This is a genomic window from Paenibacillus sp. UASWS1643 (assembly GCF_008693195.1).
Lineage (GTDB): Bacteria > Bacillota > Bacilli > Paenibacillales > Paenibacillaceae > Paenibacillus > Paenibacillus amylolyticus_B.
This window is the reverse complement of record NZ_VXKZ01000088.1, coordinates 38,400-63,509: the sequence shown is the minus strand read 5'-3', so window position 1 is coordinate 63,509 and position 25,110 is coordinate 38,400. Positions and strand designations below refer to the sequence as shown.

Annotated in this window: 42 protein-coding genes; 3 read left to right on the top strand and 39 right to left on the bottom strand. The window is 44.8% G+C overall.

The genetic code is table 11. From position 1 onward, the window contains the following. Positions 1–494 precede the first annotated feature (494 nt). Positions 495–725, bottom strand: coding sequence for a hypothetical protein (locus FE296_RS02445; protein ID WP_017692114.1), 231 nt, complete (start codon positions 723–725; stop codon positions 495–497). Between the two features lie 152 nt (positions 726–877). Next, the gene (locus FE296_RS02440; RefSeq protein WP_150364146.1) at positions 878–1,495 is read right to left on the bottom strand and encodes a stage II sporulation protein M; all 618 of its coding nucleotides are present in this window, start codon (positions 1,493–1,495) and stop codon (positions 878–880) included. A 122-nt stretch (positions 1,496–1,617) separates the two neighbouring features. Between FE296_RS02440 and pdaB the strand changes: the two genes are divergently transcribed. Further along, positions 1,618–2,394 carry a polysaccharide deacetylase family sporulation protein PdaB gene (gene pdaB / locus FE296_RS02435; protein ID WP_124118831.1) on the top strand — a complete coding sequence of 259 codons (777 nt, stop codon included), beginning with the start codon at positions 1,618–1,620 and terminating at the stop codon, positions 2,392–2,394. A 100-nt stretch (positions 2,395–2,494) separates the two neighbouring features. On the opposite strand, the gene FE296_RS02430 is transcribed toward pdaB, so the two are convergent. Beyond that, the gene (locus FE296_RS02430; protein ID WP_036607218.1) at positions 2,495–3,127 is read right to left on the bottom strand and encodes a KinB-signaling pathway activation protein; all 633 of its coding nucleotides are present in this window, start codon (positions 3,125–3,127) and stop codon (positions 2,495–2,497) included. Between the two features lie 125 nt (positions 3,128–3,252). Between FE296_RS02430 and gerD the strand changes: the two genes are divergently transcribed. After that, a complete protein-coding gene (gene gerD / locus FE296_RS02425; protein ID WP_124118833.1) occupies positions 3,253–4,005 on the top strand; it encodes a spore germination lipoprotein GerD in 753 nt (250 codons plus the stop codon). Between the two features lie 86 nt (positions 4,006–4,091). Here the strand turns inward: gerD and FE296_RS02420 are convergent, their stop codons facing one another. From FE296_RS02420 to FE296_RS02405, 4 genes are all read right to left on the bottom strand, one after another. Next, the gene (locus FE296_RS02420; RefSeq protein WP_150364145.1) at positions 4,092–5,192 is read right to left on the bottom strand and encodes an Mrp/NBP35 family ATP-binding protein; all 1,101 of its coding nucleotides are present in this window, start codon (positions 5,190–5,192) and stop codon (positions 4,092–4,094) included. Positions 5,193–5,271: 79 nt separating this feature from the next. Further along, positions 5,272–6,027 (bottom strand): N-acetylmuramoyl-L-alanine amidase CwlD, encoded by a 756-nt coding sequence (cwlD, locus tag FE296_RS02415; RefSeq protein ID WP_105602464.1) that lies wholly within the window; start codon positions 6,025–6,027, stop codon positions 5,272–5,274. A 68-nt stretch (positions 6,028–6,095) separates the two neighbouring features. Further along, positions 6,096–7,265, bottom strand: coding sequence for a sulfate adenylyltransferase (gene sat, locus FE296_RS02410; RefSeq protein ID WP_124118835.1), 1,170 nt, complete (start codon positions 7,263–7,265; stop codon positions 6,096–6,098). 23 nt (positions 7,266–7,288) lie between these two features. Next, positions 7,289–7,981 carry a phosphoadenylyl-sulfate reductase gene (locus tag FE296_RS02405; RefSeq protein ID WP_124118836.1) on the bottom strand — a complete coding sequence of 231 codons (693 nt, stop codon included), beginning with the start codon at positions 7,979–7,981 and terminating at the stop codon, positions 7,289–7,291. 203 nt (positions 7,982–8,184) lie between these two features. Between FE296_RS02405 and FE296_RS02400 the strand changes: the two genes are divergently transcribed. Further along, complete coding sequence (locus tag FE296_RS02400) at positions 8,185–8,376, top strand: hypothetical protein (protein ID WP_150364144.1); 192 nt, start codon at positions 8,185–8,187, stop codon at positions 8,374–8,376. 406 nt (positions 8,377–8,782) lie between these two features. On the opposite strand, the gene rpsI is transcribed toward FE296_RS02400, so the two are convergent. The 32 genes from rpsI to rplD all read right to left on the bottom strand — a co-directional run bounded on the left by rpsI (position 8,783) and on the right by rplD (position 25,089). Then, complete coding sequence (rpsI, locus tag FE296_RS02395) at positions 8,783–9,175, bottom strand: 30S ribosomal protein S9 (RefSeq protein WP_017692105.1); 393 nt, start codon at positions 9,173–9,175, stop codon at positions 8,783–8,785. 19 nt (positions 9,176–9,194) lie between these two features. Further along, positions 9,195–9,632, bottom strand: coding sequence for a 50S ribosomal protein L13 (rplM, locus tag FE296_RS02390; protein WP_024633564.1), 438 nt, complete (start codon positions 9,630–9,632; stop codon positions 9,195–9,197). 205 nt (positions 9,633–9,837) lie between these two features. After that, positions 9,838–10,611 carry a tRNA pseudouridine(38-40) synthase TruA gene (truA, locus tag FE296_RS02385; protein ID WP_076216861.1) on the bottom strand — a complete coding sequence of 258 codons (774 nt, stop codon included), beginning with the start codon at positions 10,609–10,611 and terminating at the stop codon, positions 9,838–9,840. A 159-nt stretch (positions 10,612–10,770) separates the two neighbouring features. Then, complete coding sequence (gene rplQ, locus FE296_RS02380) at positions 10,771–11,136, bottom strand: 50S ribosomal protein L17 (RefSeq protein WP_017692102.1); 366 nt, start codon at positions 11,134–11,136, stop codon at positions 10,771–10,773. Between the two features lie 34 nt (positions 11,137–11,170). After that, entirely contained in the window at positions 11,171–12,115 is a 945-nt protein-coding gene (locus FE296_RS02375) for a DNA-directed RNA polymerase subunit alpha (protein ID WP_017692101.1), read from the bottom strand. Positions 12,116–12,251: 136 nt separating this feature from the next. Then, positions 12,252–12,647: a 30S ribosomal protein S11 gene (gene rpsK, locus FE296_RS02370; protein ID WP_017692100.1), complete on the bottom strand. Its 396-nt coding sequence runs from the start codon at positions 12,645–12,647 to the stop codon at positions 12,252–12,254. Between the two features lie 19 nt (positions 12,648–12,666). Beyond that, a complete protein-coding gene (gene rpsM / locus FE296_RS02365) occupies positions 12,667–13,035 on the bottom strand; it encodes a 30S ribosomal protein S13 (protein ID WP_062329455.1) in 369 nt (122 codons plus the stop codon). 20 nt (positions 13,036–13,055) lie between these two features. After that, a complete protein-coding gene (gene rpmJ / locus FE296_RS02360; RefSeq protein WP_003333770.1) occupies positions 13,056–13,169 on the bottom strand; it encodes a 50S ribosomal protein L36 in 114 nt (37 codons plus the stop codon). Between the two features lie 152 nt (positions 13,170–13,321). Beyond that, entirely contained in the window at positions 13,322–13,537 is a 216-nt protein-coding gene (gene infA / locus FE296_RS02355) for a translation initiation factor IF-1 (protein WP_017692098.1), read from the bottom strand. 3 nt (positions 13,538–13,540) lie between these two features. Continuing rightward, positions 13,541–13,849 (bottom strand): KOW domain-containing RNA-binding protein, encoded by a 309-nt coding sequence (locus FE296_RS02350; protein ID WP_091039171.1) that lies wholly within the window; start codon positions 13,847–13,849, stop codon positions 13,541–13,543. 10 nt (positions 13,850–13,859) lie between these two features. Further along, a complete protein-coding gene (gene map, locus FE296_RS02345) occupies positions 13,860–14,612 on the bottom strand; it encodes a type I methionyl aminopeptidase (RefSeq protein ID WP_124118837.1) in 753 nt (250 codons plus the stop codon). Between the two features lie 3 nt (positions 14,613–14,615). After that, on the bottom strand, positions 14,616–15,260 hold the full coding sequence (locus FE296_RS02340) for an adenylate kinase (protein ID WP_036607188.1): 645 nt from the start codon (positions 15,258–15,260) through the stop codon (positions 14,616–14,618). A gap of 90 nt (positions 15,261–15,350) precedes the next feature. Next, complete coding sequence (secY, locus tag FE296_RS02335; RefSeq protein WP_047841120.1) at positions 15,351–16,649, bottom strand: preprotein translocase subunit SecY; 1,299 nt, start codon at positions 16,647–16,649, stop codon at positions 15,351–15,353. After that, a complete protein-coding gene (rplO, locus tag FE296_RS02330; protein ID WP_091020538.1) occupies positions 16,649–17,089 on the bottom strand; it encodes a 50S ribosomal protein L15 in 441 nt (146 codons plus the stop codon). The genes secY and rplO overlap by 1 nt, the downstream gene beginning before the upstream one ends. Positions 17,090–17,132: 43 nt before the next feature. After that, complete coding sequence (gene rpmD, locus FE296_RS02325) at positions 17,133–17,318, bottom strand: 50S ribosomal protein L30 (RefSeq protein WP_017692092.1); 186 nt, start codon at positions 17,316–17,318, stop codon at positions 17,133–17,135. A 13-nt stretch (positions 17,319–17,331) separates the two neighbouring features. Then, the gene (gene rpsE, locus FE296_RS02320) at positions 17,332–17,829 is read right to left on the bottom strand and encodes a 30S ribosomal protein S5 (RefSeq protein ID WP_017692091.1); all 498 of its coding nucleotides are present in this window, start codon (positions 17,827–17,829) and stop codon (positions 17,332–17,334) included. Between the two features lie 27 nt (positions 17,830–17,856). Beyond that, positions 17,857–18,225, bottom strand: a complete 369-nt coding sequence (rplR, locus tag FE296_RS02315; RefSeq protein WP_017692090.1) for a 50S ribosomal protein L18 — start codon at positions 18,223–18,225, stop codon at positions 17,857–17,859. Positions 18,226–18,342: 117 nt separating this feature from the next. Further along, positions 18,343–18,885: a 50S ribosomal protein L6 gene (gene rplF, locus FE296_RS02310; protein ID WP_017692089.1), complete on the bottom strand. Its 543-nt coding sequence runs from the start codon at positions 18,883–18,885 to the stop codon at positions 18,343–18,345. 30 nt (positions 18,886–18,915) lie between these two features. After that, positions 18,916–19,314, bottom strand: coding sequence for a 30S ribosomal protein S8 (rpsH, locus tag FE296_RS02305; RefSeq protein ID WP_017692088.1), 399 nt, complete (start codon positions 19,312–19,314; stop codon positions 18,916–18,918). A gap of 32 nt (positions 19,315–19,346) precedes the next feature. Beyond that, the gene (locus FE296_RS02300) at positions 19,347–19,532 is read right to left on the bottom strand and encodes a type Z 30S ribosomal protein S14 (RefSeq protein ID WP_013312154.1); all 186 of its coding nucleotides are present in this window, start codon (positions 19,530–19,532) and stop codon (positions 19,347–19,349) included. Positions 19,533–19,605: 73 nt separating this feature from the next. Further along, on the bottom strand, positions 19,606–20,148 hold the full coding sequence (gene rplE, locus FE296_RS02295) for a 50S ribosomal protein L5 (protein WP_062836185.1): 543 nt from the start codon (positions 20,146–20,148) through the stop codon (positions 19,606–19,608). Between the two features lie 32 nt (positions 20,149–20,180). Continuing rightward, positions 20,181–20,534, bottom strand: coding sequence for a 50S ribosomal protein L24 (gene rplX, locus FE296_RS02290; RefSeq protein WP_017692086.1), 354 nt, complete (start codon positions 20,532–20,534; stop codon positions 20,181–20,183). Positions 20,535–20,573: 39 nt separating this feature from the next. After that, positions 20,574–20,942: a 50S ribosomal protein L14 gene (rplN, locus tag FE296_RS02285; protein ID WP_017692085.1), complete on the bottom strand. Its 369-nt coding sequence runs from the start codon at positions 20,940–20,942 to the stop codon at positions 20,574–20,576. Positions 20,943–20,976: 34 nt separating this feature from the next. Then, entirely contained in the window at positions 20,977–21,243 is a 267-nt protein-coding gene (rpsQ, locus tag FE296_RS02280) for a 30S ribosomal protein S17 (protein WP_017692084.1), read from the bottom strand. Between the two features lie 48 nt (positions 21,244–21,291). Beyond that, positions 21,292–21,489 carry a 50S ribosomal protein L29 gene (rpmC, locus tag FE296_RS02275; protein WP_017692083.1) on the bottom strand — a complete coding sequence of 66 codons (198 nt, stop codon included), beginning with the start codon at positions 21,487–21,489 and terminating at the stop codon, positions 21,292–21,294. Further along, entirely contained in the window at positions 21,479–21,913 is a 435-nt protein-coding gene (gene rplP / locus FE296_RS02270) for a 50S ribosomal protein L16 (RefSeq protein WP_017692082.1), read from the bottom strand. The genes rpmC and rplP overlap by 11 nt, the downstream gene beginning before the upstream one ends. Before the next feature lie 2 nt (positions 21,914–21,915). Then, a complete protein-coding gene (rpsC, locus tag FE296_RS02265) occupies positions 21,916–22,581 on the bottom strand; it encodes a 30S ribosomal protein S3 (RefSeq protein ID WP_076216858.1) in 666 nt (221 codons plus the stop codon). Positions 22,582–22,596: 15 nt separating this feature from the next. Beyond that, the gene (rplV, locus tag FE296_RS02260; RefSeq protein ID WP_024633583.1) at positions 22,597–22,929 is read right to left on the bottom strand and encodes a 50S ribosomal protein L22; all 333 of its coding nucleotides are present in this window, start codon (positions 22,927–22,929) and stop codon (positions 22,597–22,599) included. Positions 22,930–22,964: 35 nt separating this feature from the next. Beyond that, positions 22,965–23,243, bottom strand: coding sequence for a 30S ribosomal protein S19 (gene rpsS / locus FE296_RS02255; RefSeq protein WP_062836183.1), 279 nt, complete (start codon positions 23,241–23,243; stop codon positions 22,965–22,967). 71 nt (positions 23,244–23,314) lie between these two features. Beyond that, positions 23,315–24,145: a 50S ribosomal protein L2 gene (rplB, locus tag FE296_RS02250; RefSeq protein WP_017692078.1), complete on the bottom strand. Its 831-nt coding sequence runs from the start codon at positions 24,143–24,145 to the stop codon at positions 23,315–23,317. A 30-nt stretch (positions 24,146–24,175) separates the two neighbouring features. After that, positions 24,176–24,466, bottom strand: a complete 291-nt coding sequence (gene rplW / locus FE296_RS02245) for a 50S ribosomal protein L23 (protein WP_017692077.1) — start codon at positions 24,464–24,466, stop codon at positions 24,176–24,178. Beyond that, on the bottom strand, positions 24,466–25,089 hold the full coding sequence (gene rplD / locus FE296_RS02240; protein ID WP_017692076.1) for a 50S ribosomal protein L4: 624 nt from the start codon (positions 25,087–25,089) through the stop codon (positions 24,466–24,468). The genes rplW and rplD overlap by 1 nt, the downstream gene beginning before the upstream one ends. Between the last annotated feature and the right edge of the window lie 21 nt (positions 25,090–25,110).

Genomic DNA, 25,110 nt, shown 5'->3' with positions numbered 1-25,110 from the left:
CAAACTCTCCAATAAAGTATTGAAAAGAGCGATAAGCTCATTTTGAATCTGACGAGATTAAACATCTCATTTGTGCTTCAGCCGATTCAAGCCAAGGCTTGTCTCCAACTTTTGCGTTCATTCTGCAAGCAGAATGTTTACTCACTCGTTGTTCAGTTTTCAAAGATCAAACATTCAATTTAGTGCTGTTTCTCATGTTGCCGTCGTTTCAGCGGCGACTTTTATAATATATCATGTTGAAGTTCTCTTTGCAAGCATTATTTTTTCGATTATTTTCAATCGCTTTATTTTCATGCTTGTTTCGGTGAACCGCTCCTAAAAAAGGAACGAAAATTAATTTACCATATGAAATTAGAAAGGTCAACCCTTTTTCGACAAAAAGTATGATCCCCTTAACAATTTCACATTCTCATGGTTCAGAGGTACAGCACCCGCTATTAAGAGCCGCACCTCACTTCCACTACTGTAAATCGAATATATGACCAACTTCAGCATTATGGCTTCGACTTTTTCAGCTTCCCACCTCTTGCATACTTGGACAACTCTTTTGGCGGGGCAAAGCGTGCATACATGCGGAACACAGTCTTATATCGGCTCGCGATAGCATATTTGATCTCTTGGTCAAGACGATTATCACTCAGATCGAACAGCATTTCATCTAATTCTTTACGCAGCACATAGTCTAGTTCCTTGCATTCCTTCTCGTTAAACAACATACCCAGCATTAGAGTTCTCCTTTTTGTGCATAGCCTCTTTATCACACTTACACAAGTTTCATGCAACACCCGTGCATTCGCTTTTGTGGGTGCTGCTGGAACCCGTTTTATTGTTATGGTCAACTTTCTGAAAATTTATGAATGCCAACCAGCACAAAATTTTATCCTCTCACCAGAGTATACGTAAGTGTGCTTTCGATGATTGCTGCAACAAGAAGCAAGATGACAACCCAGAAGGATGCCGTTAACGTCCTATTCATGAATGCTCTCCACCGGGTACCCATCGTATTTCGCTTGTCACTTCCAAGTTGCGTAAGGCTTTTGATAACCAAACCACCAAATTTCAGTCCGAAGGCGCAAGCAATGATAATGACCGGAATCTCAATAATGCCATGCGGAAGTAAACCTTTAACCACAATATCATAGAAGCTTGCTCCATAATTCATCGTGGTGTGCACCACAAATCCAAGGACCATCCCATTGATAATCAGGAAGATGAGAGGCAGAATTCCGAAGAATATACCGGCATATATGACAAGTACACTTTTGATGGCATTATTGAAAAAGATAAACAGGAAGAAGTTCCATTGCACATTGCCCCCCTGCTCCAGCCGTTCACTGACTTCACGTAATCCTCCGATTTGGTTCAACAATAATTCTTCCAGTGGCCCTGTACTCACCCATCCTGCCCCTATACCAACAGCAAATAAAACTACGGACCAGATTAATGCACTGCGGATGGAACCAAGATCTCTAAGAAATGTACTGAATTTTAACATAATAACCTCCTGTAGAATCTAAAATGATGGACAAACAAGGTTCCGTTACGAATAACTGGGGAGTACGAGCATACATTGGAGAGTAAACAAGCATTTCTTATGGGAGAGGGGCGCTTATTGAAATGAACTCGTTCTATGTATTTAGCGGCAAAAAGATTAAACGGTACCTGATTGTCCTCGTTGCTGCCATCTTTGCGATCGGTATTATTTATCTGGAGAGTGGCAATGTCTCCGTATTCTCGGAGGAAGCACCATCAGCCGTCTACAGCGTTCCAACCGAGAAGAAGGTAATCGCACTTACCTTTGACATTAGCTGGGGAGATAAACGGACAGAGCCGATTCTGAAAGTTCTTCAGGAGAATAAAGTGCAGAAGGCAACCTTTTTCCTTTCCTCCCCCTGGAGCAAGACACACCCCGAAATTGTTACTGCCATCAAAGAGGCAGGATATGAAATTGGCAGCCATGGTCACAGACATGAAAACTACAGCAGCCTGACCGAAGAAGAAATACGCAAAGAAATTTCGACAGCTCATAGCATTTTAACCGATTTAACGGGAAAAGAACCGAAATTAATACGACTGCCCAACGGGGACTTTGACAAGCGTGTGCTTCAGGTAGCCAATAGTCTGAATTATCAGGTTGTGCAGTGGGATACCGACTCCTTGGATTGGAAAAACCCGGGTGTACAGACGATTGTTGATCGCGTAGTAAGCAAGGCACATCCAGGGGACATCGTACTGCTGCATGCAAGCGATTCTTCTAAACAAACGCATGAGGCACTCCCTGTCATTATCGACAAATTAAAAAACCAGGGCTATGAATTCGTAACCGTGTCTGAGTTGCTTAACCATTCCAGTGTAGAAGGTAAGGAAGTTCGTGATCAAGCCAGCGGTCAATAATTGGTAGATTGCTTGGGCTACAGCTCGAATACGAGTATAAAAGTTGAAAAGAGCTAACCAGGTTAGCTCTTTTTGGTATGTTTTTTATGCAAAATGAATTCTATGCTCGGCTTTCTTTCAACTGTTCTGCCTTTCCACTTACACTCCGGTTCGTAGATACATCCACCAGCCTGTGCAATATCAGCATTTGGTATGCATTACATAAGAGCAAGGGAACCACAATAAATATGGTTGCAGCATTCACATCAATACGTAATACGCCGATCGTCTCCACTATGGTGACGGCAATCATGAAAAAGAGTGTGGGTACAAGCGCGGAGATATGAGTCAGCTTTACTTTAACGTAAGCGGTAACAATTGCAGCTGCCAAAATAATGATACCTAACACAATATCCGATATGCGCTCCCGGTCTCCCCCGACAAACAGACGTAAAAACATCACGTCAAGCAGGGCTAACACCGTTAGTACAATCTGCACGATCTGCCAACCGCGCTTTGGAAATACACCTTTACCCATATAATTCAATATCAGATATGCAAAGAAACCCATTTGCGAATACACGCTGATCATAACCCCTGATCCAAATAGGATCAAAAGATACAGAAGAAAATCATTCAATCCATTTGTTTTCTCCCCGTTCACCAGCATCATAATCAATCCTGTACCCAATGCTCCCGCGGCCCCAATAAGCAAGGCTGTCCAAAACAGGAAAAACCATTTACGTAAATTCAAAAGTTTTCCACCCCCGAGTGTTTATTTTACCAACCTTCTCAGCAAAAAACCATCATTGCTCAACATATTTCCCCCTTTCCCATCACATACTACATCCAGTATCTAATCAAGGAGGGATTGTACACATGAAACGGCCTTTGTGGCAGCTATGCTGTGTCGTACTGGGGCTATCCGTCATGCTTGCCGGCTGCGGTTCAGATCAGAGTTCTTCGCCTCCTCAGGGCAGTTATAAAGAGATGAAAACAATGGTTGTAGATATTTTGAAAAGTGACGAAGGCAAGAAAGCGGTGGAGGAAGCTCTTACAGGTCAAAGCTCATCCAGCGGAAGCAGCGGTTCTGAAGAAGGCGGCGGTTCGGGTGGCGCTTCGGGATCCATTGGTATGAAAATGTTAATGCCTGTGCAATCTTCGGAACAAATACGTATTGCAGTAAAAGATACCATTACAGCTCCCGAATACAAAAAGGAATTCGAAAAGATCATGACCGATCCGCAGTTTGCGGGTGAATTTGCCAAAGTGATCAACGCACAAAGTAAACAGCTTCATATGCAATTGATTAAAGATCCAACATATCAAAAGTCTGTTGAAGACATCATGAAGTCACCTGAGGTATCCAAGATGTTCATGGATATGACGAAGACTCCGGATTATCGTAAACAGACGATGACTGTCATGCAGGAAGTGATGCAAAACCCGTTGTTCCGCATGGAAGTACTCACTTTGCTCAAGAAGGTAGTACAGGACGAATTGCAACCGAAAGTGGAAAGTGGCGGAAAACAAGGGGAAGAGCAAGGCGGACAGCAAGACGGTCAGGGCGAAGGTGGTAGTGATGGCGGAGATGGTGGAAGTGGAGATTCTGGCGGCGGTGGAGGTTCATAAACAGTAGATGTTGGTATATTACAGAAACTGAAAAGCCTGCATCCGAATGGACGCAGGCTTTATTTGTATTTATAACACTCATACCATTAGAATTTGGATTCAATGGAGCGGGCAACTTCATCGTAGATAGCCCCTATACGGGAATCTGCTTTGTAAACCGAAGGTGAGAAATCAGGCTCGGAAGGATGATTATCCGGCGTGCCTAAAGGAATCTGGGCAAGCAAGCTTGTATGCAGACTTTCCGCAAGTCTTCCCCCGCCTCCACGACCAAAGACATAATCCTTCTCTCCGCAACTGCCACACTCATAGTAAGCCATGTTCTCAACCACACCAAGTAACTCATGATCGGTCTGAATGGCCATCGCACCCGCACGTGCTGCGACAAAAGCTGCTGTTGCATGCGGAGTGGTAACGATGATTTCCTTGCTCTGTGGCAACATCTGATGCACATCCAAAGCAACATCTCCCGTACCTGGCGGCAAATCCAGTAATATATAATCCAATTCGCCCCACTGGACATCCGTAAAGAATTGACGCAGCATCCGACCTAGCATGGGTCCACGCCAGATTACCGGATTATTCTCCCGAATAAAGAAGCCCATCGACATAACTTTGACGCCAAAACGTTCAACCGGTTGAATAACGCCATCTTCAACGACCGGATATTCTTCAATCCCCATCATGTCGGGTACACTGAAACCATAGATATCCGCATCAATCAAGCCCACTTTCTTGCCTTGACGTGCCAATGCTACAGCGAGATTAACGGTTACCGTTGATTTACCAACGCCACCTTTACCACTGGCCACAGCAATAAAACGAACACCCGACTCTGGACTTAACAACTCATGTCCATCTAAACCCGCTGCGTGACCTTTTACGAGCACTTCGTCCCGATCTGGCTCATCATCGGGTTGTCCCATATTCAAGCTCTCACGATCATGCTCAGAAGCTGCACGCACACGAATATGTACATCCTTCAGTCCGTGCTGGGACAACAGATTACGCGCTGCATCACTCAAGGCTGTTGTATCCTCAGGTCGATTTTCCAGTGTCACTATGGTCAGAGCCACATGATTTTCTTTCACCATAATATCTCGAACCCATTCCAGTTCGGTCAGACTTACTCCCAATTGCGGTTCTTGTAATGGCTGTAATAGTTCAAGTATCTGTTCTTTTGATAACATCAGACAGCACCTCAGCTTTATCTATTGGCATGTAATTAGGTATGCTAATCCAATTATATCATTACCTTTCTTGTTCTGACTAACTTTTAGGCCGTTCTCCTGAGGAATATCTGAGAATTCCATTATAGATTGAAGCAGCTACCTTGCGCTGATAAGCTTCGTCGGCAAGCATACGTGCCTCTTCCGGATGAGAAAGGAAACCCACTTCTACCAGCGCTGAAGGGATCTTCAGAGCCTGTAACAGATAAACCGTATTCACCGTTTTGGCGATTCGATCTGTATTCTCCAGATTACGAACCATCTCTTGTTGAAGTAGATTAGCCAAACCTTCGTTATCCGGATGGTTAGTTGTATAGAAAACCTGAGCTCCACTCCATCGGTTGGAAGGGACACTGTTCATATGAATGCTAATAAAGAGATCTGCTTGCTTATCCTCTATCCGCCGTACTCTTTGTTTCAGATCTTCCGTCTTGCGTTTGGAGTACCCCTTAGTGTCCGATTCCGCCAAATCAGTGTCTATTTCTCGTGTCATCACCACTAAGGCCCCTGCCTGTTGCAAATAATCTCTCACATACAGGGCGATAGACAGGTTGATATCTTTTTCAATAACCCCCTGTTTACTTACCGCTCCTCCATCTGGACCTCCGTGCCCTGCATCAATGGCAATGACTTTACCCGCCATCGGCAAACTCCAATAACCTGAAGTCTTAGCGGACGGCAGTTCATAGGACATTACCGCCACTAACATGGCCAGCAGACAGAGACTCAGCATGACCCTTTTGATTGTTTTTAGCCTAACCCAGACTACAAAGTGTTTCCCCATATTTTTACGCATAAAAAAACCACCTCGTCCCTATAAATGACTCTAATCATCTATATGGGACAAGATGGACAAATATACCGCTAGGACCGGACTTGCTCCGCCATTCCTTCAATCAGCACCTCAGCTACCTCAGGACGTGTAAATTCAGGTGGAGGGCACTGGCCGTCACGGAGCAACCCGCGTACTTTGGTGCCGGAAAGCGCCATATGATGTTCTTTATCATGTGGGCAAGTTTTACTGGATGCCATGTTTCCACATTTGGTACAGAAGAAACTATGTTCGAAGAACAACGGAGTAATCCCCAGTTCCTCTGCTGTAAAGTTAGTAAAGATCTCCTGTGCTTCATATGTTCCATAATAATCACCAACACCCGCATGGTCACGACCAACAATAAAGTGGGTACACCCGTAATTTTTGCGAACCATCGCATGAAAAATAGCTTCACGTGGACCGGCATACCGCATGGCTGCGGGGAACACACCAAGAAACGCACGATCAGCCGGGTAATAGTTCTCCAGTAATACCAGATAACTCTTCATCCGAACATCTGCGGGAACATCGTCCGACTTCGTCTCTCCAACAAGCGGATTCAGGAAGAGTGCGTCTACAATCTCCATAGCGCTCTTCTGGATGTACTCATGTGCCCGATGGACAGGATTACGTGTTTGAAAACCAACTACCGTCTTCCAACCCTTCTCCTGAAAAATCTTCCGGGTATCTGCAGGATCATAATAGAATTCTTCGAATTTCGTAGGTTTTGGACGGTTCAACACTTGGATTGGACCTCCTACGTATGTTGCAGGACGCTCCAACAGTTTTTTAACACCCGGGTGCTCGGGATCATCTGTTTTGAATACACGCCGAGCTTCTTCACCCTGATCGGCTTGGTATATACTTTGGACTTCGAGCAGTCCATACGTGACTCCATCTTGATCACCAACAAGTTTCACACGTTCACCAATCTGGAGGGATGCGGCTTGTTTATCGTCAACAGCAAGTGTGATTGGTATACTCCAGACTGTTCCATCGGCGAGACGCATGCGAGACACCACCGAAAGGTAATCTTCCTCATTCAAGAAACCTTCGAGTGGTGAGAACGCACCTACACCAATTAGATCCAAATCTGATATTGTCCAGGTATTAATACGCAAAGAGGATAAGTTTTTACTTTCTTGCAACAATTGCTCCCGTTCTTCTCCTTGTACGATACGTTGAACCAACGTACCTCCATGAGGCAGAATCGATGTCATCTTGTCAGCTCCTTGTATATTTATTATTTATGAAGGCCACATTCCGTTTTATCATTACCAGACCAGCGTCCAGCACGAGGGTCCTCACCAGGCATAACCTGACGTGTGCAATGCTCACAACCAATACTTGGGTAGTTCTGATCATGAAGAGGGTTATATACAACGTTATTGTCACGAATATATTGCCATACATCCTCAGTCGTCCAGTGAGCAATCGGATTAAATTTCATCAGGCCAAATTTGGAATCATATTCAACCTTCTTTGAGTTTGCACGAGTTGGTGCTTGATCTCTACGGATACCTGTAATCCATGCATCATACTGAGAAAGAATACGTGTTAACGGTTCGACTTTGCGAATGTTACAGCACCCATTGGGATCAGACTTCCACAACTCTTCACCGTGTTGAGCTGCCTGCTCTTCCGGAGTAATCTTAGGTGACACGCGTACAAATTCAAGGTTGTAGTTCTCCTGCATCTTATCACGTGTTTCGTATGTTTCTTTAAAGTGAAAATCTGTATCCAGATAAAAAATATCTGTGGATGGGCTAATCTTCTGCAACATATCTACAAGTACAACATCTTCTGCACCAAAGCTACATGCAAAAGTGATATTTGGGAATGTTTCAATAGCATACCGAATAATATCCTCTGGACTGGCATGTTCCAGTTCCTCTGCCTTCGTCCGTGCCAATTCTTCTTTCTCCAACAAGTTCATCTGTGAATTTCCCCCATTCTGCAATTCAATACATCCTAAAGCCGACTAATCTAATATGAATTATGTTTAGTATAAATCTTTCATTGGGGATGTCAATGCCTGCCATATGGTAAAATAAATCAGTTTTTGATCATTTTTTATCGTCGCTCTCACACAATATTTTGGTTCAATTTATCCATTCCTCTGTTAATGAGATAAAAACAATGATGTTGGCCCAGGTCATTAGGAAGGTGAAAATACATATCTTAGCCTGGGAAACCTTTGCTGCCGTTGGGTTTGGACAGTTCTTGTCGCCAAGAAGAGTATCCAAAAATCACTGGTCGATTGAAAGTGAAGGACGAAAAGCAGAAGATTTAATGGGAGCAGCACTGCGAATTTTAGCGGTTGATATGTAAGGGACTTTTATCGTTTCCATAAGAAATACTGATAAGGTTTGCAATAAAGAATTAAGTGCAAAAACAGTAAGCAAAGTGCATTCAAGAAATCTTGAGTGAGTTCTAACAGATGATTTTATAAGGAGTTGTTATAGAATGTGTGGTGAGCGATGGGTAAGAGAATAAGAACAAATCCAATGAGCTAAAACGATTGGAGAGGTTCAGTAAGATGAGATGTATTAACGTACATATTATAGGAACGTAGTGAGGGACATTATGAGGGCACAGAAAAGGCAATGAAGGAAAATTCACAAGCATGAGGAGAGACATCAGAGATAAGAGAGCTATTGCACAAACTAAAATAATTATTGCGGAATAGTCATGAATATATAAAAAAGCCTTTGACCGAGGCCAAAGGCTTTTAATATTAACGTTTGGAGAACTGAGGTGCGCGACGAGCCGCTTTAAGACCGTATTTTTTACGCTCTTTCATACGTGGGTCACGAGTCAGGAATCCTGCTTTTTTCAGGGATGCACGGTATTCCGGATCTGCTTTGAGCAGAGCGCGGGAGATACCATGACGGATTGCGCCGGCTTGACCGGAGATTCCGCCACCATGAGCAATAACAAGAACGTCATAGTTGTTGAGCGTTTCTGTCAAGTTCAGTGGTTGTTTTACGATCAGTTTGAGTGTTTCCAAACCGAAGTATTCATTAATATCACGTTTATTGATGACAATGCGTCCTTCACCCGGTACAAGGCGAACACGTGCTACCGAATGTTTACGACGACCTGTCCCATAGTATTGTACTTGTGCCATGAAACTGTCCTCCTTTTAATTAACCGCGAAGTTCGTAAACTTCTGGTTTTTGTGCTGCATGTGGATGCTCAGTGCCTCTGTACGCTTTAAGTCTCAACTTCATTTTCTCGCCCATGCGAGTTTTAGGAAGCATACCGCGAACAGCCAATTCCAACATACGCTCAGGTTTGTTTTTAACCATCTCTTCAGCTGTAGTTACTTTCAAACCACCTGGGTGCATTGAGTGACGGTAGTATTTTTTACCTTGCATTTTCTTACCAGTCAATACGATTTTCTCAGCATTGATGATAACAACGAAATCGCCAGTGTCCACATGTGGAGTGAATTGTGGCTTGTGTTTGCCGCGAATCAAAGCTGCTGCTTCGCTCGCCAAACGTCCGAGGGTTTTGCCTTCAGCATCAATGATGTGCCATTGGCGCTCAACTTCGTTAGGCTTCGCCATGTACGTAGTACGCATGAAAAGTTCCTCCTTAAAATGTTCAAAATCATCATTTTCATTTATCTTCGTTCGTTAAGTTATAACTTTAGGTGTTGATGGATTGTAAATTTGATGTGAACCTCTTAATTGGGGCTGTGGGAAAGCCATTAAGAAAACACAACTTTTATATTACATGATAGGCGGTTAAATCGCAAGTGTTAATTAAGCTTTTCACTCACCAAATTTAATCTTTTTTGTATTCAAGATCCCAGAGCATTAAACCGCAGCTAACTGCAGTAGGTCCTGCAGCAGATCGATTACATGCAGCAATCATATTTGGTACATCAGAGGCTTTCCGTTTGCCCTCTCCGATCTCCAGCAGTGTCCCTACAATGATACGAACCATATGCTGCAAAAAGCCGTTACCACTCACATAAATGTGAATGACACCCTGATCGCGCGGATGGTCTCTGCACATTGATCGGTCCACTTCCATCCATGCTTCGTATACCGAACGGACATGATTCTCTTTCTGAGACTTGCGTGAAGCAAAAGAGGTAAAATCATACGTCCCTATGAAATGTCGTAAGCCCTCCTGCATTGCCATAATATCAAGCTTCGCATGATGATGATACTGCAGTCTTCTGTTGAATACATCCGGAAATTGATTCGCATTGACTGTATAACGATACGTTTTCTTTTTCGCTGCATAGCGAGAATGAAAATCAGCCGAAACTTCAATCGCATCAATAACGACAATATCGGATGGCAGTCTGGAGTTGAGCGCAATACACCAACGTTCAATCGGGATCTGGGACTCCGTAGGAAAATTGAAGATCTGTCTGCGAGCGTGAACACCTGCATCTGTTCGGCCTGAACCTGTAATTTTAACCTTCTCACCGGTTAAAGCACGAATCGCATCTTCAAGATGATCCTGAATGGTATTCCCACCCGGCTGTACTTGGAAGCCGTAATAGGCAGTGCCATCATAAGTTAACGTCATACATAAGTTCCGCATTAATACCACACCTTTGTTCCATACTATACATATCCCTATCCCGAACAGCAAAAGAAGCCCCTTACGGAGCTTCTATTACAGCACGAATTCCGAAATGAAGAGAAAAAAAGGGTTAATCCAGAATCGTTGATTCTGTCCCCTTTCCTCATCTCATCTGTTTTACGCGCGGTCTACCAGTTCCAAGTAAACCATTGGCGCTGCGTCACCACGACGAGGTCCCAGTTTCAAGATACGAGTGTATCCACCTGGACGCTCAGCGTAACGACCGGACAATTCGCTAAACAGTTTTTGGATTGCATCTTGCTCACCATCGATAGTTTCGCGGCGAACATAAGCTGCCACTTGGCGACGGGCATGAAGATCTCCCTTTTTCGCTTTAGTGATCAGTTTTTCAGCAATAGAGCGAACCTCTTTTGCTTTCGCTTCAGTTGTCTGAATGCGTTCGTATAAGAACAGGTCGGTTACCAGGTCACGGAACAAAGCTTTACGTGCGCTGGAATTACGGCCCAACTTTTGGTATGCCATTGTTTTCCCTCCTTCACTTCAAGCACTCGGCTGTCTATTCTTCTGTACGGAGTCCCAAACCAAGTTCCTCAAGCTTCTCTTGAACTTCTTCCAAAGACTTGCGTCCGAGGTTACGGACTTTCATCATGTCTTCTTCCGTTTTCGTAGTCAGCTCTTGCACGGTATTAATACCGGCACGTTTGAGGCAGTTGTAGGAACGAACAGAGAGATCCAGCTCTTCGATCGTCATTTCGAGTACTTTTTCTTTTTTATCTTCTTCTTTTTCGACCATGATCTCTGCATCTTTCGCTTCGTCTGTAAGACCCACGAAGAGCATCAAATGCTCAGTCAAAATTTTAGCGCCGAGGCTTACAGCCTCTTCAGGACGAATACTTCCATCAGTCCAAACTTCCAACGTGAGCTTGTCATAGTTGGTCACTTGACCGACACGCGTATTTTCCACAGCGTAGTTAACGCGACTGATCGGGGTGAAGATGGAATCGACTGGGATGACGCCGATCGGCTGGTCATCGCGTTTATTCCGATCTGCCTGGACGTAGCCGCGACCGCGATTGGCAAAAATACGCATGTGAAGTCTCGAACCTGGTCCGAGCGTAGCAATGTGCAAATCCGGGTTAAGGATTTCCACATCGGAGTCAGCACGGATATCTCCAGCCGTAATTGCTCCTTCGCCTTCAGCATCAATCTCGAGCACTTTCTCCTCATCCGAATGAATCTTAAGCGACAAAGCTTTCAGGTTAAGAATAACCTCCGTTACATCTTCCATTACGCCAGGAACTGTAGCAAATTCATGCAGAACGCCATCGATTTGAACCGAAGACACTGCCGCACCCGGCAGTGACGAGAGCAAGATTCGGCGAAGCGAGTTTCCAAGCGTCGTACCGTATCCGCGCTCAAGCGGTTCTACTACGAATTTCCCATAGGTGCCATCATCGTTGACGTCTACCGTCTCAATTTTCGGCTTTTCGATTTCAATCACTGCAATACCCCTCCTTCAAAACGTCGGTCCTCTATGAAACATTTACCTTCTCTTGCGAAAACATGTAGTAGTATGCCTAAACAACCATTATTAGCAGATTGTGCCGGAAATATACCACACGCAGGGGCAAATCTCATTAGACACGACGACGTTTTGGAGGACGGCATCCGTTATGCGGGACTGGAGTTACGTCTTTGATCAGGTTAACTTCAAGACCAGCAGCTTGCAAAGAGCGGATCGCTGCTTCACGGCCTGCGCCTGGTCCTTTAACCATAACCTCAACGGCTTTCATCCCATGTTCCATTGCAGCTTTGGCAGCAGTCTCAGCAGCCATTTGTGCAGCAAACGGAGTCGATTTACGGGAACCTCTGAATCCGAGGCCGCCGGAGCTTGCCCACGAAATTGCATTTCCGTGAGGATCCGTAATAGTAACGATAGTGTTATTGAAAGTGGAACGGATATGCGCCACGCCAGATTCAATATTCTTACGGTCACGACGTTTAGTACGTACGACTTTTTTCGGTTTAGCCATTTTCTCTTATCCCCCCTTATTATTTCTTCTTGTTCGCTACTGTACGACGAGGACCTTTACGAGTACGAGCATTCGTTTTCGTACGTTGTCCACGAACAGGCAGACCACGACGATGACGAACTCCACGGTAACAACCGATCTCCGTCAAACGTTTAATATTCAAAGAGATTTCTCGACGCAGGTCACCTTCTACTTTGACCTCTTTATCGATACTTTCACGCAATTTGCTGACTTCATCTTCCGTCAAATCACGAACACGAGTGTCCGGATTGATGCCTGTTGTGCTCAGAATTTTCTGGGAAGTCGTTTTACCGATTCCGAAAATATAAGTCAAGGCGATCTCAACGCGCTTATCACGTGGCAAATCCACACCAGCTATACGTGCCATTTTACGCTACACCCCCTTCTTTAACCTTGTTTTTGTTTGTGTTTCGGATTTTCACAGATAACCATAACATTCCCTTTGCGGCGAATGACTTTGCATTTTTCGCAAATCGGCTTGACCGAAGGTCTTACCTTCATGTGAATTACCTCCTCAAAGTTTTGCTAAGCAAAACCCTCTTCGTAAGCATTGACCTTGTTCTACTATTGTAAAACCGGCTTCGAAGCTTTCGCAAGTTTTGCCGGGCAAAACCCGCTACATAAGCTTCACAGTTCATTGCAACTGTCTACTACTATTTACGGTAAGTTATGCGACCTTTTGTTAAATCATAAGGCGACAACTGAACAACTACTTTGTCTCCAGTCAGGATACGGATAAAGTGCATCCGCAGTTTTCCGGAAACGTGAGCGAGAATTTGATGACCGTTCTCAAGCTCAACCTTGAATGTTGCATTCGGTAGCGGTTCGAGAACCGTACCTTCCACTTCAATGACATCTTCCTTAGCCATTAGTCAGTCTCCTTTCTCTTCAGCTTGAATGTTGGTGGATTCCAGAAATGAATGAACCGCGTAACGGAGCTTTCCATTTGTCACCCGACCACTCTCGTTTAAACTGTTCACAACCTCGCTGCTAATCATGGGCTGGAGTTCAAGATGAAGAAGATTCTTCTTCTTTGGTTGATCAAACTTACGTTTGTCTCCATCCGCAATATATACGAACTTACTGTCCGCTATAGCAACAATTACTGCGGCTTGGTCCGCATTGCGGCCTTTACGGATCTTCACAAGTTGACCGAGCTGCGGATTAGACTGACTGTTCATGCCTCATCACCTACGCATTCAGTTTCGTGAAAATTTCCATACCATCTGGTGTAACTGCTACGGTGTGTTCAAAGTGGGCACATAACTTTCCATCAACCGTGACGACAGTCCAGTTATCTTCCAACGTTTTCACATACCGTCTACCTACGTTAACCATCGGCTCTATGGCCAGCACCATGCCCGCTTTAAGCCGTGGTCCCCGATTGGGAAGACCATAGTTCGGAATCTGTGGTTCTTCGTGCAGATCTGCTCCTATGCCGTGACCGACATATTCACGAACTACGGAGAACCCTTCATCTTCAATATATTTCTGAATCGCATGAGATATTGTAAACAAGCGAACGTCCGGTTTTACCAGCGCCAGACCTGCGTATAACGAAGCCTCGGTAACGTCCAGAAGACGACGGGCTTCTTCGGAAATACGGCCGACCGGATAAGTCCAGGCGGAATCTCCATGATACCCCTGGTACTGCGCGCCAATGTCAAACGTAACGATATCGCCCTCGTTCAACTTGCGTTTGCCGGGAAATCCATGTACCAACTCTTCATTGACTGAAGCGCACACACTGGCAGGGAAACCGTTATAACCTTTGAAAGACGGCACAGCTCCTTGACTGCGGATATATTGATCGGCCATATGGTCAAGTTCTCCAGTCGTAATACCGGGAGCGATATGCTCTGCCAAGAGACGATGCGTTTCCGCAACAATTCTCCCTGCTTCCCTCATCAAGCCCAGTTCCGTTTCGGACTTACCAATGATCATCAATTAACCTCTCAGTAAGGACACGATTTCTTGAGAAACTTGATCGATATCCTGTTCTCCGTTCATTTGACGAAGAAGACCTTTAGTCTCATAGAACGTGAGGAGTGGTGCTGTTTTGTTGATATACTCGTCCAGTCGTGTACCTACACTCTCTTCATTATCATCAGAGCGTTGATACAACTCACCAGCGCATTTATCACAAATACCTTCCTGCTTAGGCGGATTGAATACCACATGATAAGTGGAACCACAGTTTTTACAAATTCGACGACCCGTCAAACGAGCCAGCAATTTGTTGCGATCCACTTTCAGGTTGATTACATGATCGAGACCTGAGTTCAATCGATCCAGAATGCCATCGAGCGCTTCTGCTTGCGAAAGGGTTCTTGGAAATCCGTCCAAGAGGAAACCTTCTCTGCAGTCAGGCTGCTGCAAACGTTCTTCAACGATGCCAATGGTTACATCATCTGGTACAAGCAATCCTTGATCCATATATTCCTTGGCTTTCATGCCAATGGGAGTTCCCTGTTTGATCGCGAGACGAAATGCATCGCCTGTTGAAATATGGGGAATACCGAACTCTTTCACGATGACGTCTGCTTGCGTTCCTTTTCCTGCCCCCGGAGGGCCCATGAATAGGATGTTCACGTTATGTCACTCCCTCCAAGACTACCCTACATCAACAAACAGCACAATAGGTGCCGGCAAGTAAATCTTCACTCGACCGGTACCTATTGCCTATTTATTGATAAAACCTTTGTAGTGGCGTTTGATCAATTGGCTTTCGATTTGCTTCATCGTATCCAGCGCAACACCGATAACGATCAGGAGGGATGTTCCTCCAATTTGCGCAGATTGAGGCAAACCAGAAAGTGCCCCTAAGAATACAGGCAGAACGGAAATGACTGCCAAGAAGATGGCTCCGGCCATTGTCAAACGAGTCATGACACGGGTCAGATATTTCTCGGTTGCTTTACCCGGGCGAATGCCTGGGATGTAACCGCCGTTCTTTTTCATATTATCAGCCATCTGCTGTGGATTCATCTGTACGAAAGTATAGAAGAATGTGAAACCGAAGATCATCACGACATACAGCAGCATACCCAGAGGTTTGTGTGTAGTCAGGTTCTGTCCGATCCACTGTGCCCAGAGGCGATCTGCCCAGAAGTTGGCGATGATCGTTGGGAACATCAACAGCGATGATGCAAAGATGACAGGGATAACACCTGCTGCATTAATTTTCAGCGGGATATGTGTATTCTGTCCACCGTACATTTTGTTACCTACGACACGTTTAGCGTACTGTACCGGAATTTTCCGAATCGCCTGCTGAATATAAATGACCCCTATGATGATCAACACAATAACAATTGCGATGATAACACCTTTAAGAATATTCATAAACAGTTGGTCAGGTTGAATGAAGTCAGATTCGATCGTTTGTTTGATAATGTTAGGTACCGTAGATAGGATACCGGCAAAGATCAAGATCGAAATTCCGTTTCCTATGCCCTTCTCGGTGATCTGCTCACCAAGCCACATCAGGAATGAAGTACCGGCCGTAAGTACAATCGCGATCAAGATATAATCTGCAAATGTAGCATTAGGCACCATCTCTGTATTGTACAAGCGGTTGAATCCGATCGACGTACCAAACGCTTGAATCAATGCCAGCCCGATGGTTAAATAACGGGTCAACTGTGCAGATTTCTTCTTACCTTGTTCACCTTGCTTTGCCCACTCCGCTAATTTAGGAATAACGTCCATGGAAAGCAACTGTACTATGATAGACGCAGTGATGTAAGGCACGATCCCGAGCGCAAATATCGAGAACTGGAAGAGCGCTCCACCCGAGAACGTATTGAGAAGTCCAAAAACTTCTTTACCCGCAGAATTTGTCGCTTCGAACACATCTTTGTTAACTCCCGGCACGGGGACAAAGGAGCCGATGCGGTAAATGATCAGTACAAAAAGGGTAAATAATACCCTTTTGCGCAGATCTTCAACCCGCCAGATATTCTTTAGGGTCTTGAACATTAAATCACCTCAGTTGTACCGCCGGCAGCTTCAATTTTCTCAATAGCAGATTGAGAAAACTTGTTAGCTTTAACAGTCAGCTTCACAGTGACATCACCGTTACCCAGGATTTTGATTCCGGATTTAGCGTTTTTAACTACGCCGTTCGTCATCAAGAATTCTGGAGTTACTTCAGTACCCGCAGCAAAACTGTTCAGGTCTTCAGTATTCACAACTGCATATTCTTTGCGAGTTGGGTTTACAAAACCACGTTTTGGCAAGCGACGATACAATGGATTTTGTCCACCTTCGAAGCCTGGACGTACTCCACCGCCAGAACGAGAATTTTGTCCTTTGTGACCGCGACCTGATGTTTTACCTGTACCACTACTTGGACCGCGACCAACACGTTTGCGTTCTTTGCGGGATCCAGGAGATGGTGAAAGCTCATGTAACTTCATCGTTCGTTGCACCTCCTTAAAGATTTGTGGGATTAACCCGTTATTAAGCTTCTACTTCTTTAACAGCAACCAAGTGGCTTACTTTGTTAATCATACCACGGATGGCAGGATTATCGTTTTGTACCACTTTGCTATTGATTTTGCGCAAACCCAATGTTTTCACAGTTGTTCTTTGCGTCTCCGGACGTCCGATCAAGCTGCGGACGAGGGTAATTTCTAATTTAGCCATGAGAATTCCCTCCTTAACCCAGAAGCTCTTCGACGGATTTTCCGCGCAGTTTAGCCACGTCTTCAGCACGCTTCAAACGGGACAAACCTTCCAAAGTCGCATTGACCATGTTCATGGAATTCGAAGAACCCAGAGATTTTGTCAAAATGTCACCTACACCAGCAAGTTCGAGAACCGCACGTACAGGACCACCAGCGATAACACCAGTACCTTCAGATGCTGGTTTCAACAGCACGCGTCCTGCGCCGAACTTACCTGTTACCAAGTGAGGAATCGATGTTCCTACGAGTGGAACGTGTACAAGGTTTTTCTTAGCGTCTTCAATACCTTTGCGAATTGCATCAGGTACTTCGCCCGCTTTACCGATACCAGCTCCAACCCAGCCGTTGCCGTCGCCGACTACAACCAGTGCGCTAAAGCTGAAACGGCGTCCGCCTTTTACTACTTTAGCTACGCGATTAATATTTACAACTCTTTCAGTCAGTTCCAAAGTATTCGGATCTACACGCAAGTCGTTAACCTCCTTTTGAAAAATATCTTAAAACTCAAGTCCTGCTTCACGAGCCGCTTCAGCCAATGCTGCGATACGACCATGGTACAGATAACCGCTACGGTCAAATACGATGTTGGAAACACCTTTATCTTTAGCACGTTTAGCAACGAGTTCGCCAACTTTACGAGCTGATTCAACGGATGCACCATTTTTGATGTCAGTGCTCAATTCTTTGTCTACAGTAGACGCAGAAGCGATTGTTACACCAGCAACATCATCGATGATTTGAGCATACATATGTTTACCAGAACGGAATACGTTCAAACGAGGACGTGCTGCCGTTCCTTGGATTTTCTTACGAACACGAAGGTGTCTTTTCAGACGAGCCTTATTTTTATCTGGTTTCGTAATCATCTCAAAGATTCACTCCTTTCAGGTTACCTCGCTGGCTTCAAAGCAGAAGCCACGGGGTATATTAGAAACACACGAAGCAAGCAAGCCGAAAGCCGCGCAAAGGCGGTAAGAGAAATCTTATTTCTTCTTACCGGCTTTACCTTCCTTACGGATGATACGCTCGCCTTCATATTTAATACCTTTACCTTTGTACGGCTCAGGTTCACGTACGGAACGGATTTTAGCAGCGTAAGCACCTACACGCTCTTTGTCAATTCCGCGAACGATGATTTTTGTATTCGAAGGTACTTCGAATTCAATTCCCGCTTCCGGTGTAATTTCAACCGGGTGAGAGTAACCAACGTTTAGAACGATTTTATCTCCGGATTTGCTTGCACGATATCCGACCCCAACCAATTCCAGAGATTTCGCGAATCCTTCAGTAACGCCGCTCACCATATTGTTTACAACGCTACGCGTTGTGCCGTGCAAAGAACGGTGAGTTTTGTTATCGGAAGGACGCACAACTGTGATTTCGTTATTTTCAACTGTAACCTTCATGTCTTTATGAAGCTCACGAGTCAAAGTTCCTTTTGGTCCTTTTACCGTAATAACGGTGTTGTCCAGGGTGATGTCTACACCACTTGGTACTGTGATTGGTTTGCGACCAATACGAGACATATGTTGCACCTCCTATCTTGTGACGTTATATTACCAAACGTAGCAAACGACTTCTCCGCCGGATTTCGATTGACGAGCTTCTTTGTCCGTCATGATACCTTTAGATGTCGAGATGATCGCGATTCCCAGGCCACCAAGTACACGAGGTACTTCGTTGCTTTTCGTGTAAACACGAAGACCAGGTTTACTGATTCTTTTCAGACCAGTGATAACGCGCTCGTTATTTTGACCGTATTTCAGGAAAACACGGATAATCCCTTGTTTGTTATCATCGATAACTTCAGCGTCACGGATGAAACCTTCACGCTTCAGGATATCGGCGATTTGTTTTTTCATTGTCGAAGCAGGCATTTCTACCGTTTCGTGACGAACAGTGTTCGCGTTACGAATACGAGTAAGCATATCTGCAATTGGATCAGACATAGTCATTGTGAGTTAACCTCCTTCCCGTTCAGGACTTTTTACCAGCTTGCTTTTTTCACGCCAGGGATCTGGCCTTTATAAGCTAATTCACGGAAACAAATTCTGCAAATTTTGAACTTTTGCAGGACCGAATGTGGACGTCCGCAACGCTCACAGCGTGTATATGCACGTACTTTAAACTTAGGTGTACGTTGTTGTTTAACTTTCATCGAAGTTTTTGCCACTTAGCCTGACACCTCCTAAATAATTTCGGAGAAAAGGGAGTCTTTCCAGACACCCGGAAACGTTATGCCAACATTACTTAACGAAAGGCATTCCCATTTGCGTGAGCAATTCGCGGGACTCTTCGTCTGTTTTCGCCGTTGTTACGATGACAATATCCATACCGCGGACTTTATCAACTTTATCATACTCGATCTCTGGGAAGATCAGTTGTTCTTTCAGACCCAGTGTGTAGTTACCACGTCCGTCGAAAGCTTTGCTCGATACACCGCGGAAGTCGCGGACACGAGGAAGCGTAACGTTGAACAGTTTATCGAGGAAGAAGTACATACGCTCGCCGCGCAATGTTACTTTAACACCGATAGGCATATTCTCACGCAGTTTGAATCCTGCGATAGATTTTTTAGCACGAGTGATTACAGGTTTTTGACCTGCGATCAGTTGCAAATCGCTTACTGCGGAATCCAACACTTTGGAGTTTTGGACAGCGTCGCCCACACCCATGTTGATAACGATTTTCTCGATTTTCGGCACTTGCATTACCGTTGTATAGTTAAACTTCTGCATCAAAGCAGGAGCGATTTCTTGCAGGTAACGTTCTTTCATTCTTGATGCCATGAATCATAGCCCTCCTTTCTCATTCGGTTCAATTAGTCGATAATTTCTCCGGAACGTTTAGCAACGCGCACTTTCTTTCCGTTATCCAAAACTTTGTAACCTACACGGGTTACTTTTCCGCTCTTCGGATCGATGTGCATTACGTTGGAAACGTGAATCGGAGCTTCCTTCTCGATAATGCCGCCTTGCGGATTTTGCTGGTTAGGCTTCTGGTGTTTTTTCACCATGTTAACACCTTCCACAAGGACGCGGTTCTCACGAGGATAAGCAGCGATGACACGGCCTTTTTTACCTTTGTCTTTACCGCTGATCACCATAACCGTATCTTCCTTCTTAACGTGAAGTTTATTGTTATGGGATTCCAGAACTTTTTTCACTCTTGGCATTTCGTACACCTCCTGTTTCTAACATCACGAGATTAAGCTTTAGATAACTTCTGGAGCCAAGGAAACGATTTTCATGAAGTCTTTATCGCGAAGTTCGCGAGCAACTGGTCCGAAAATACGTGTTCCACGTGGGCTTCTGTCGTCTTTTACAACAACCGCTGCATTTTCATCAAAACCGATGTAGGAACCGTCTTTACGACGTACAGAACGTTTCGTACGAACGACAACCGCTCTAACTACATCACCTTTTTTGACAACGCCGCCTGGTGTTGCTTGTTTAACAGAACAAACGATCAGATCACCGATTTGAGCTGTACGACGTCCCGTACCGCCGAGTACGCGGATACACATCAGTTCCTTCGCACCGGAGTTGTCAGCCACAGTCAAACGTGTAAATGGTTGAATCATTTAGTATTCCTCCTTTCAGCAGTGCTGCTGAGCATTAGATGATAACCGCTTTTTCTACGATTTCAGTAAGTCTCCAGCGTTTATCTTTCGAAAGCGGACGAGTCTCCATGATTTTCACCGTGTCACCGATTTTCGCAGTGTTTTCTTCGTCATGTGCTTTGAATTTTTTAGTAACCTTAATGCGTTTATGGTACAAGTTGTGTTTTTTGTAAGTTTCTACAGCAACAACAATTGTTTTGTCCATTTTATCGCTGACCACTTTACCAGTTTGCACTTTACGTGCGTTACGTTCTTCGCTCATTGTTGGCCTCCTTCCTGATTACGGACGGATTGTCCATCCTATCCCTAATTAACCGATTCCCAATTCTCTCTCACGGATAATGGTTTTAGCACGAGCTATTTCTTTCCGCACATCACGGATGCGAGTCGGGTTATCCAGCTGACCGGTAGCTAATTGAAAGCGGAGGTTAAAGAGTTCTTCTTTAAATCCGGCAATCTTTTGCTCGATTTCAGCAGAGGTTAGGTTGCGAAATTCACTAGCTTTCATTTGCTTCACCACCCAATTCTTCACGTTTCACGAACTTCGTTTTGATTGGCAGTTTGTGAGCGGCAAGACGCATTGCTTCGCGTGCAATTTCCTCCGGTACACCAGCAAGTTCAAACATGATCTTACCTGGTTTCACTACTGCAACCCATTTTTCTACGTTACCTTTACCGCTACCCATCCGAACCTCGAGAGGCTTTTGAGTGATTGGTTTGTCTGGGAAAATTTTGATCCAAACTTTACCACCACGTTTGATGTAACGAGTCATCGCAATACGAGCCGCTTCGATCTGACGGTTCGTAATCCAAGCCGGTTCCGTAGCTTGCAGACCGTATTCGCCAAAGTTCAGAGTCGTTCCGCCTTTAGCTTGGCCTTTCATATGTCCACGTTGTTGCTTACGGTGTTTTACACGTTTTGGTACCAACATGATTAGTTGCCTCCTTCCTTAGCAGCTTGTTTCTTAGCCGTAGGAAGAACCTCTCCACGATAGATCCATACTTTTACGCCGATACGTCCGTAAGTAGTATGAGCCTCTGCTGTACCATAGTCAATGTCAGCACGCAGTGTGTGCAGTGGAACAGTTCCTTCGCTGTAGCCTTCAGAACGTGCGATCTCAGCGCCGCCAAGACGTCCGCCTACTTGAGTTTTGATACCTTTAGCACCGGAGCGCATAGTTCTTTGAATTGCTTGTTTCAGAGCACGACGGAAAGAAACACGACGTTCCAATTGTTGTGCAATGCTTTCAGCTACAAGAACAGCATCCAAGTCTTGGTTCTTAATTTCAGAAATGTTGATGTGTACTTTTTTACCGCCAGCAATTTTCGTAATTTGATTACGAAGATTTTCAACTTCCGAACCACCCTTACCAATAACCATACCTGGTTTAGCAGTGTGAATCGTTACGTTTACGCGGTTAGCCGCTCTCTCAATTTCTACACGAGATAAAGCGGAGTCTTTCAATTTATTTTTCAGGAATTCACGAATTCTCACGTCTTCCATCAAAAGATCACCGAAGTCTTTGCCTGCATACCACTTAGATTCCCAGTCACGGATAATTCCGACACGGAGTCCGACTGGATTTACCTTTTGGCCCACACATTTCCCCTCCTTCTACTTCTCAGATACCACCAAAGTAATGTGGCTAGTACGTTTGTTAATACGACTTGCACGTCCCATTGCACGAGGGCGGAAACGTTTCATTGTCGGTCCTTGGTTCACGTAAGCTTGCGAGATAACCAAGTTGTTAACATCCAAAGAATAGTTATGTTCCGCATTCGCAATAGCGGAGTTAAGCAACTTCTCAACGATTGGAGAAGCGGATTTCGGAGTGTGACGGAGAATGGCAACCGCCTCACCTACTTGCTTGCCGCGAATCAAGTCAACAACGAGTTGAACTTTACGAGGAGCAATCCGGATAAACTTAGCATGTGCTTTTGCTTCCATTGTGTAACCTCCTCTCAAACATTAAAGATGTTCATTTATCTTCTTGTTTTCTTATCATCATCAGTATGGCCTTTGTACGTACGGGTTGGAGCGAACTCACCCAGTTTGTGTCCGACCATGTCCTCAGTTACATACACTGGCACGTGTTTACGACCATCGTAAACGCCAAATGTGTGTCCGATGAATTGTGGGAAAATTGTAGAACGACGGGACCAGGTTTTGATTACATTCTTCTTACCTGAAGCTTCCATCTCTTCTACCTTTTTGAGCATGTAGCCATCAATGAATGGCCCTTTTTTCAAACTGCGACCCATGTGGAGATCCTCCCTTCAAACGTAGCTATTATGCATCCGCAGATGCCTCACGAAGTTATGCACAGTGTGTATTACTTCGTGCGGCGGCGAATGATGTATTTATCAGAAGCTTTATTTTTCTTACGCGTTTTGTAACCAAGAGTAGGTTTACCCCATGGTGACATTGGCGATTTACGTCCGATTGGAGCACGACCTTCACCACCACCGTGTGGGTGATCGTTAGGGTTCATTACTACACCACGAACCTCAGGACGTTTACCCAACCAACGGCTACGACCGGCTTTACCGATTTTGATGAGCTCGTGGTCTTGGTTACCAACAGATCCGATTGTCGCGCGGCAAACTTTCAAAATACGACGAACTTCTCCGGAAGAGAGACGAACGGAAACGTATTTTTCTTCTTTACCAAGCAATTGAGCTTCTGTACCAGCAGCACGAACCAATTGTCCGCCTTTACCTGGTTTCAACTCGATGTTGTGGATAACGGTACCTACTGGAATGTTTTCGAGTGGCAGTGCGTTACCGATTTTGATATCTGATTCAGGTCCGGAGAATACTTGATCTCCAACTTTCAAACCTTTAGGAGCGATGATATAACGTTTTTCACCATCAGCATAGTGAATCAGAGCGATGTTGGATGTACGGTTCGGGTCATACTCAATCGTAGCAACGCGGCCCGGTATTCCATCTTTAGTACGTTTGAAGTCAATGATACGGTATTTACGTTTGTGTCCACCACCATGGTGACGAACTGTAATTTTACCTTGGTTGTTGCGGCCTGCTTGTTTGCTCAACGGGGCCAACAACGATTTCTCCGGCTGATTTGTGGTGATTTCCTCAAATGTAGAAACGGACATGTTCCGTCTTGCCGGGGATGTTGGTTTATACTTTTTGATTGGCACTGGGTTTCCCTCCTTACTTCAAAAATTCAATTATACAGTTTCAAAGAACTCAAGCGTTTTGCTGTCTTTTGTCAGCGTTACAAACGCTTTTTTCCATTCGCTAGTATATCCGGAATAACGTCCGTACCGTTTCGGCTTAGCTGGAACACGAAGCGTGTTCACGTTTTTCACTTTTACATTGAAAATAGCTTCTACTGCCTTTTTGATCTCGGTTTTGTTTGCACGGATATCGACTTCAAATACATATTTCAAGTCGTTCATCATGTCAGCAGTACGTTCCGTAATAATCGGACGTTTTACAATATCACGAGGATCCTTCATTACGCGAGCACCTCCTCTACCTTCTGAACTGCTTCTTTCGTAATGATCAATTTGTCGTGCGAAAGCACGTCAAGAACATTAATGCCGTCAGCAGCTACGAATTTCACGCCTGGAATATTCCGTGCGGAAAGAGCTACATTATCATCATAGCTAGGAGCTACGATCAAAGCTTTACGTCCCACTTTGAGGTTACTCAAGATGGCTGCGAATTCTTTAGTTTTAGGGGTGCTCAATGTGAGAGCGTCCAAAACGATAATGTCATTGTCAAGCACTTTGGATGAAAGGGCTGATTTGATCGCCAAGCGGCGAACTTTCTTAGGCAGTTTGTACGCATAGCTCCGTGGTGTTGGACCAAATACGATACCGCCGCCTTTCCATTGTGGTGAACGAATTGAACCTTGACGAGCGCGACCTGTACCTTTTTGTTTCCAAGGCTTACGTCCACCGCCACGTACTTCAGAACGTCCTTTTACTTTGTGGGTACCTTGACGAAGGGAAGCGCGTTGCATAAGAACTGCATCGTACAGAACGTGTTGGTTCGGCTCAATTCCGAAAACCGCATCGTTCAATTCAACTTCGCCTACTTGGCTACCATCTACATTGTAAACTGATACTTTTGGCATTTTGTGTTCCTCCTTTCTTCA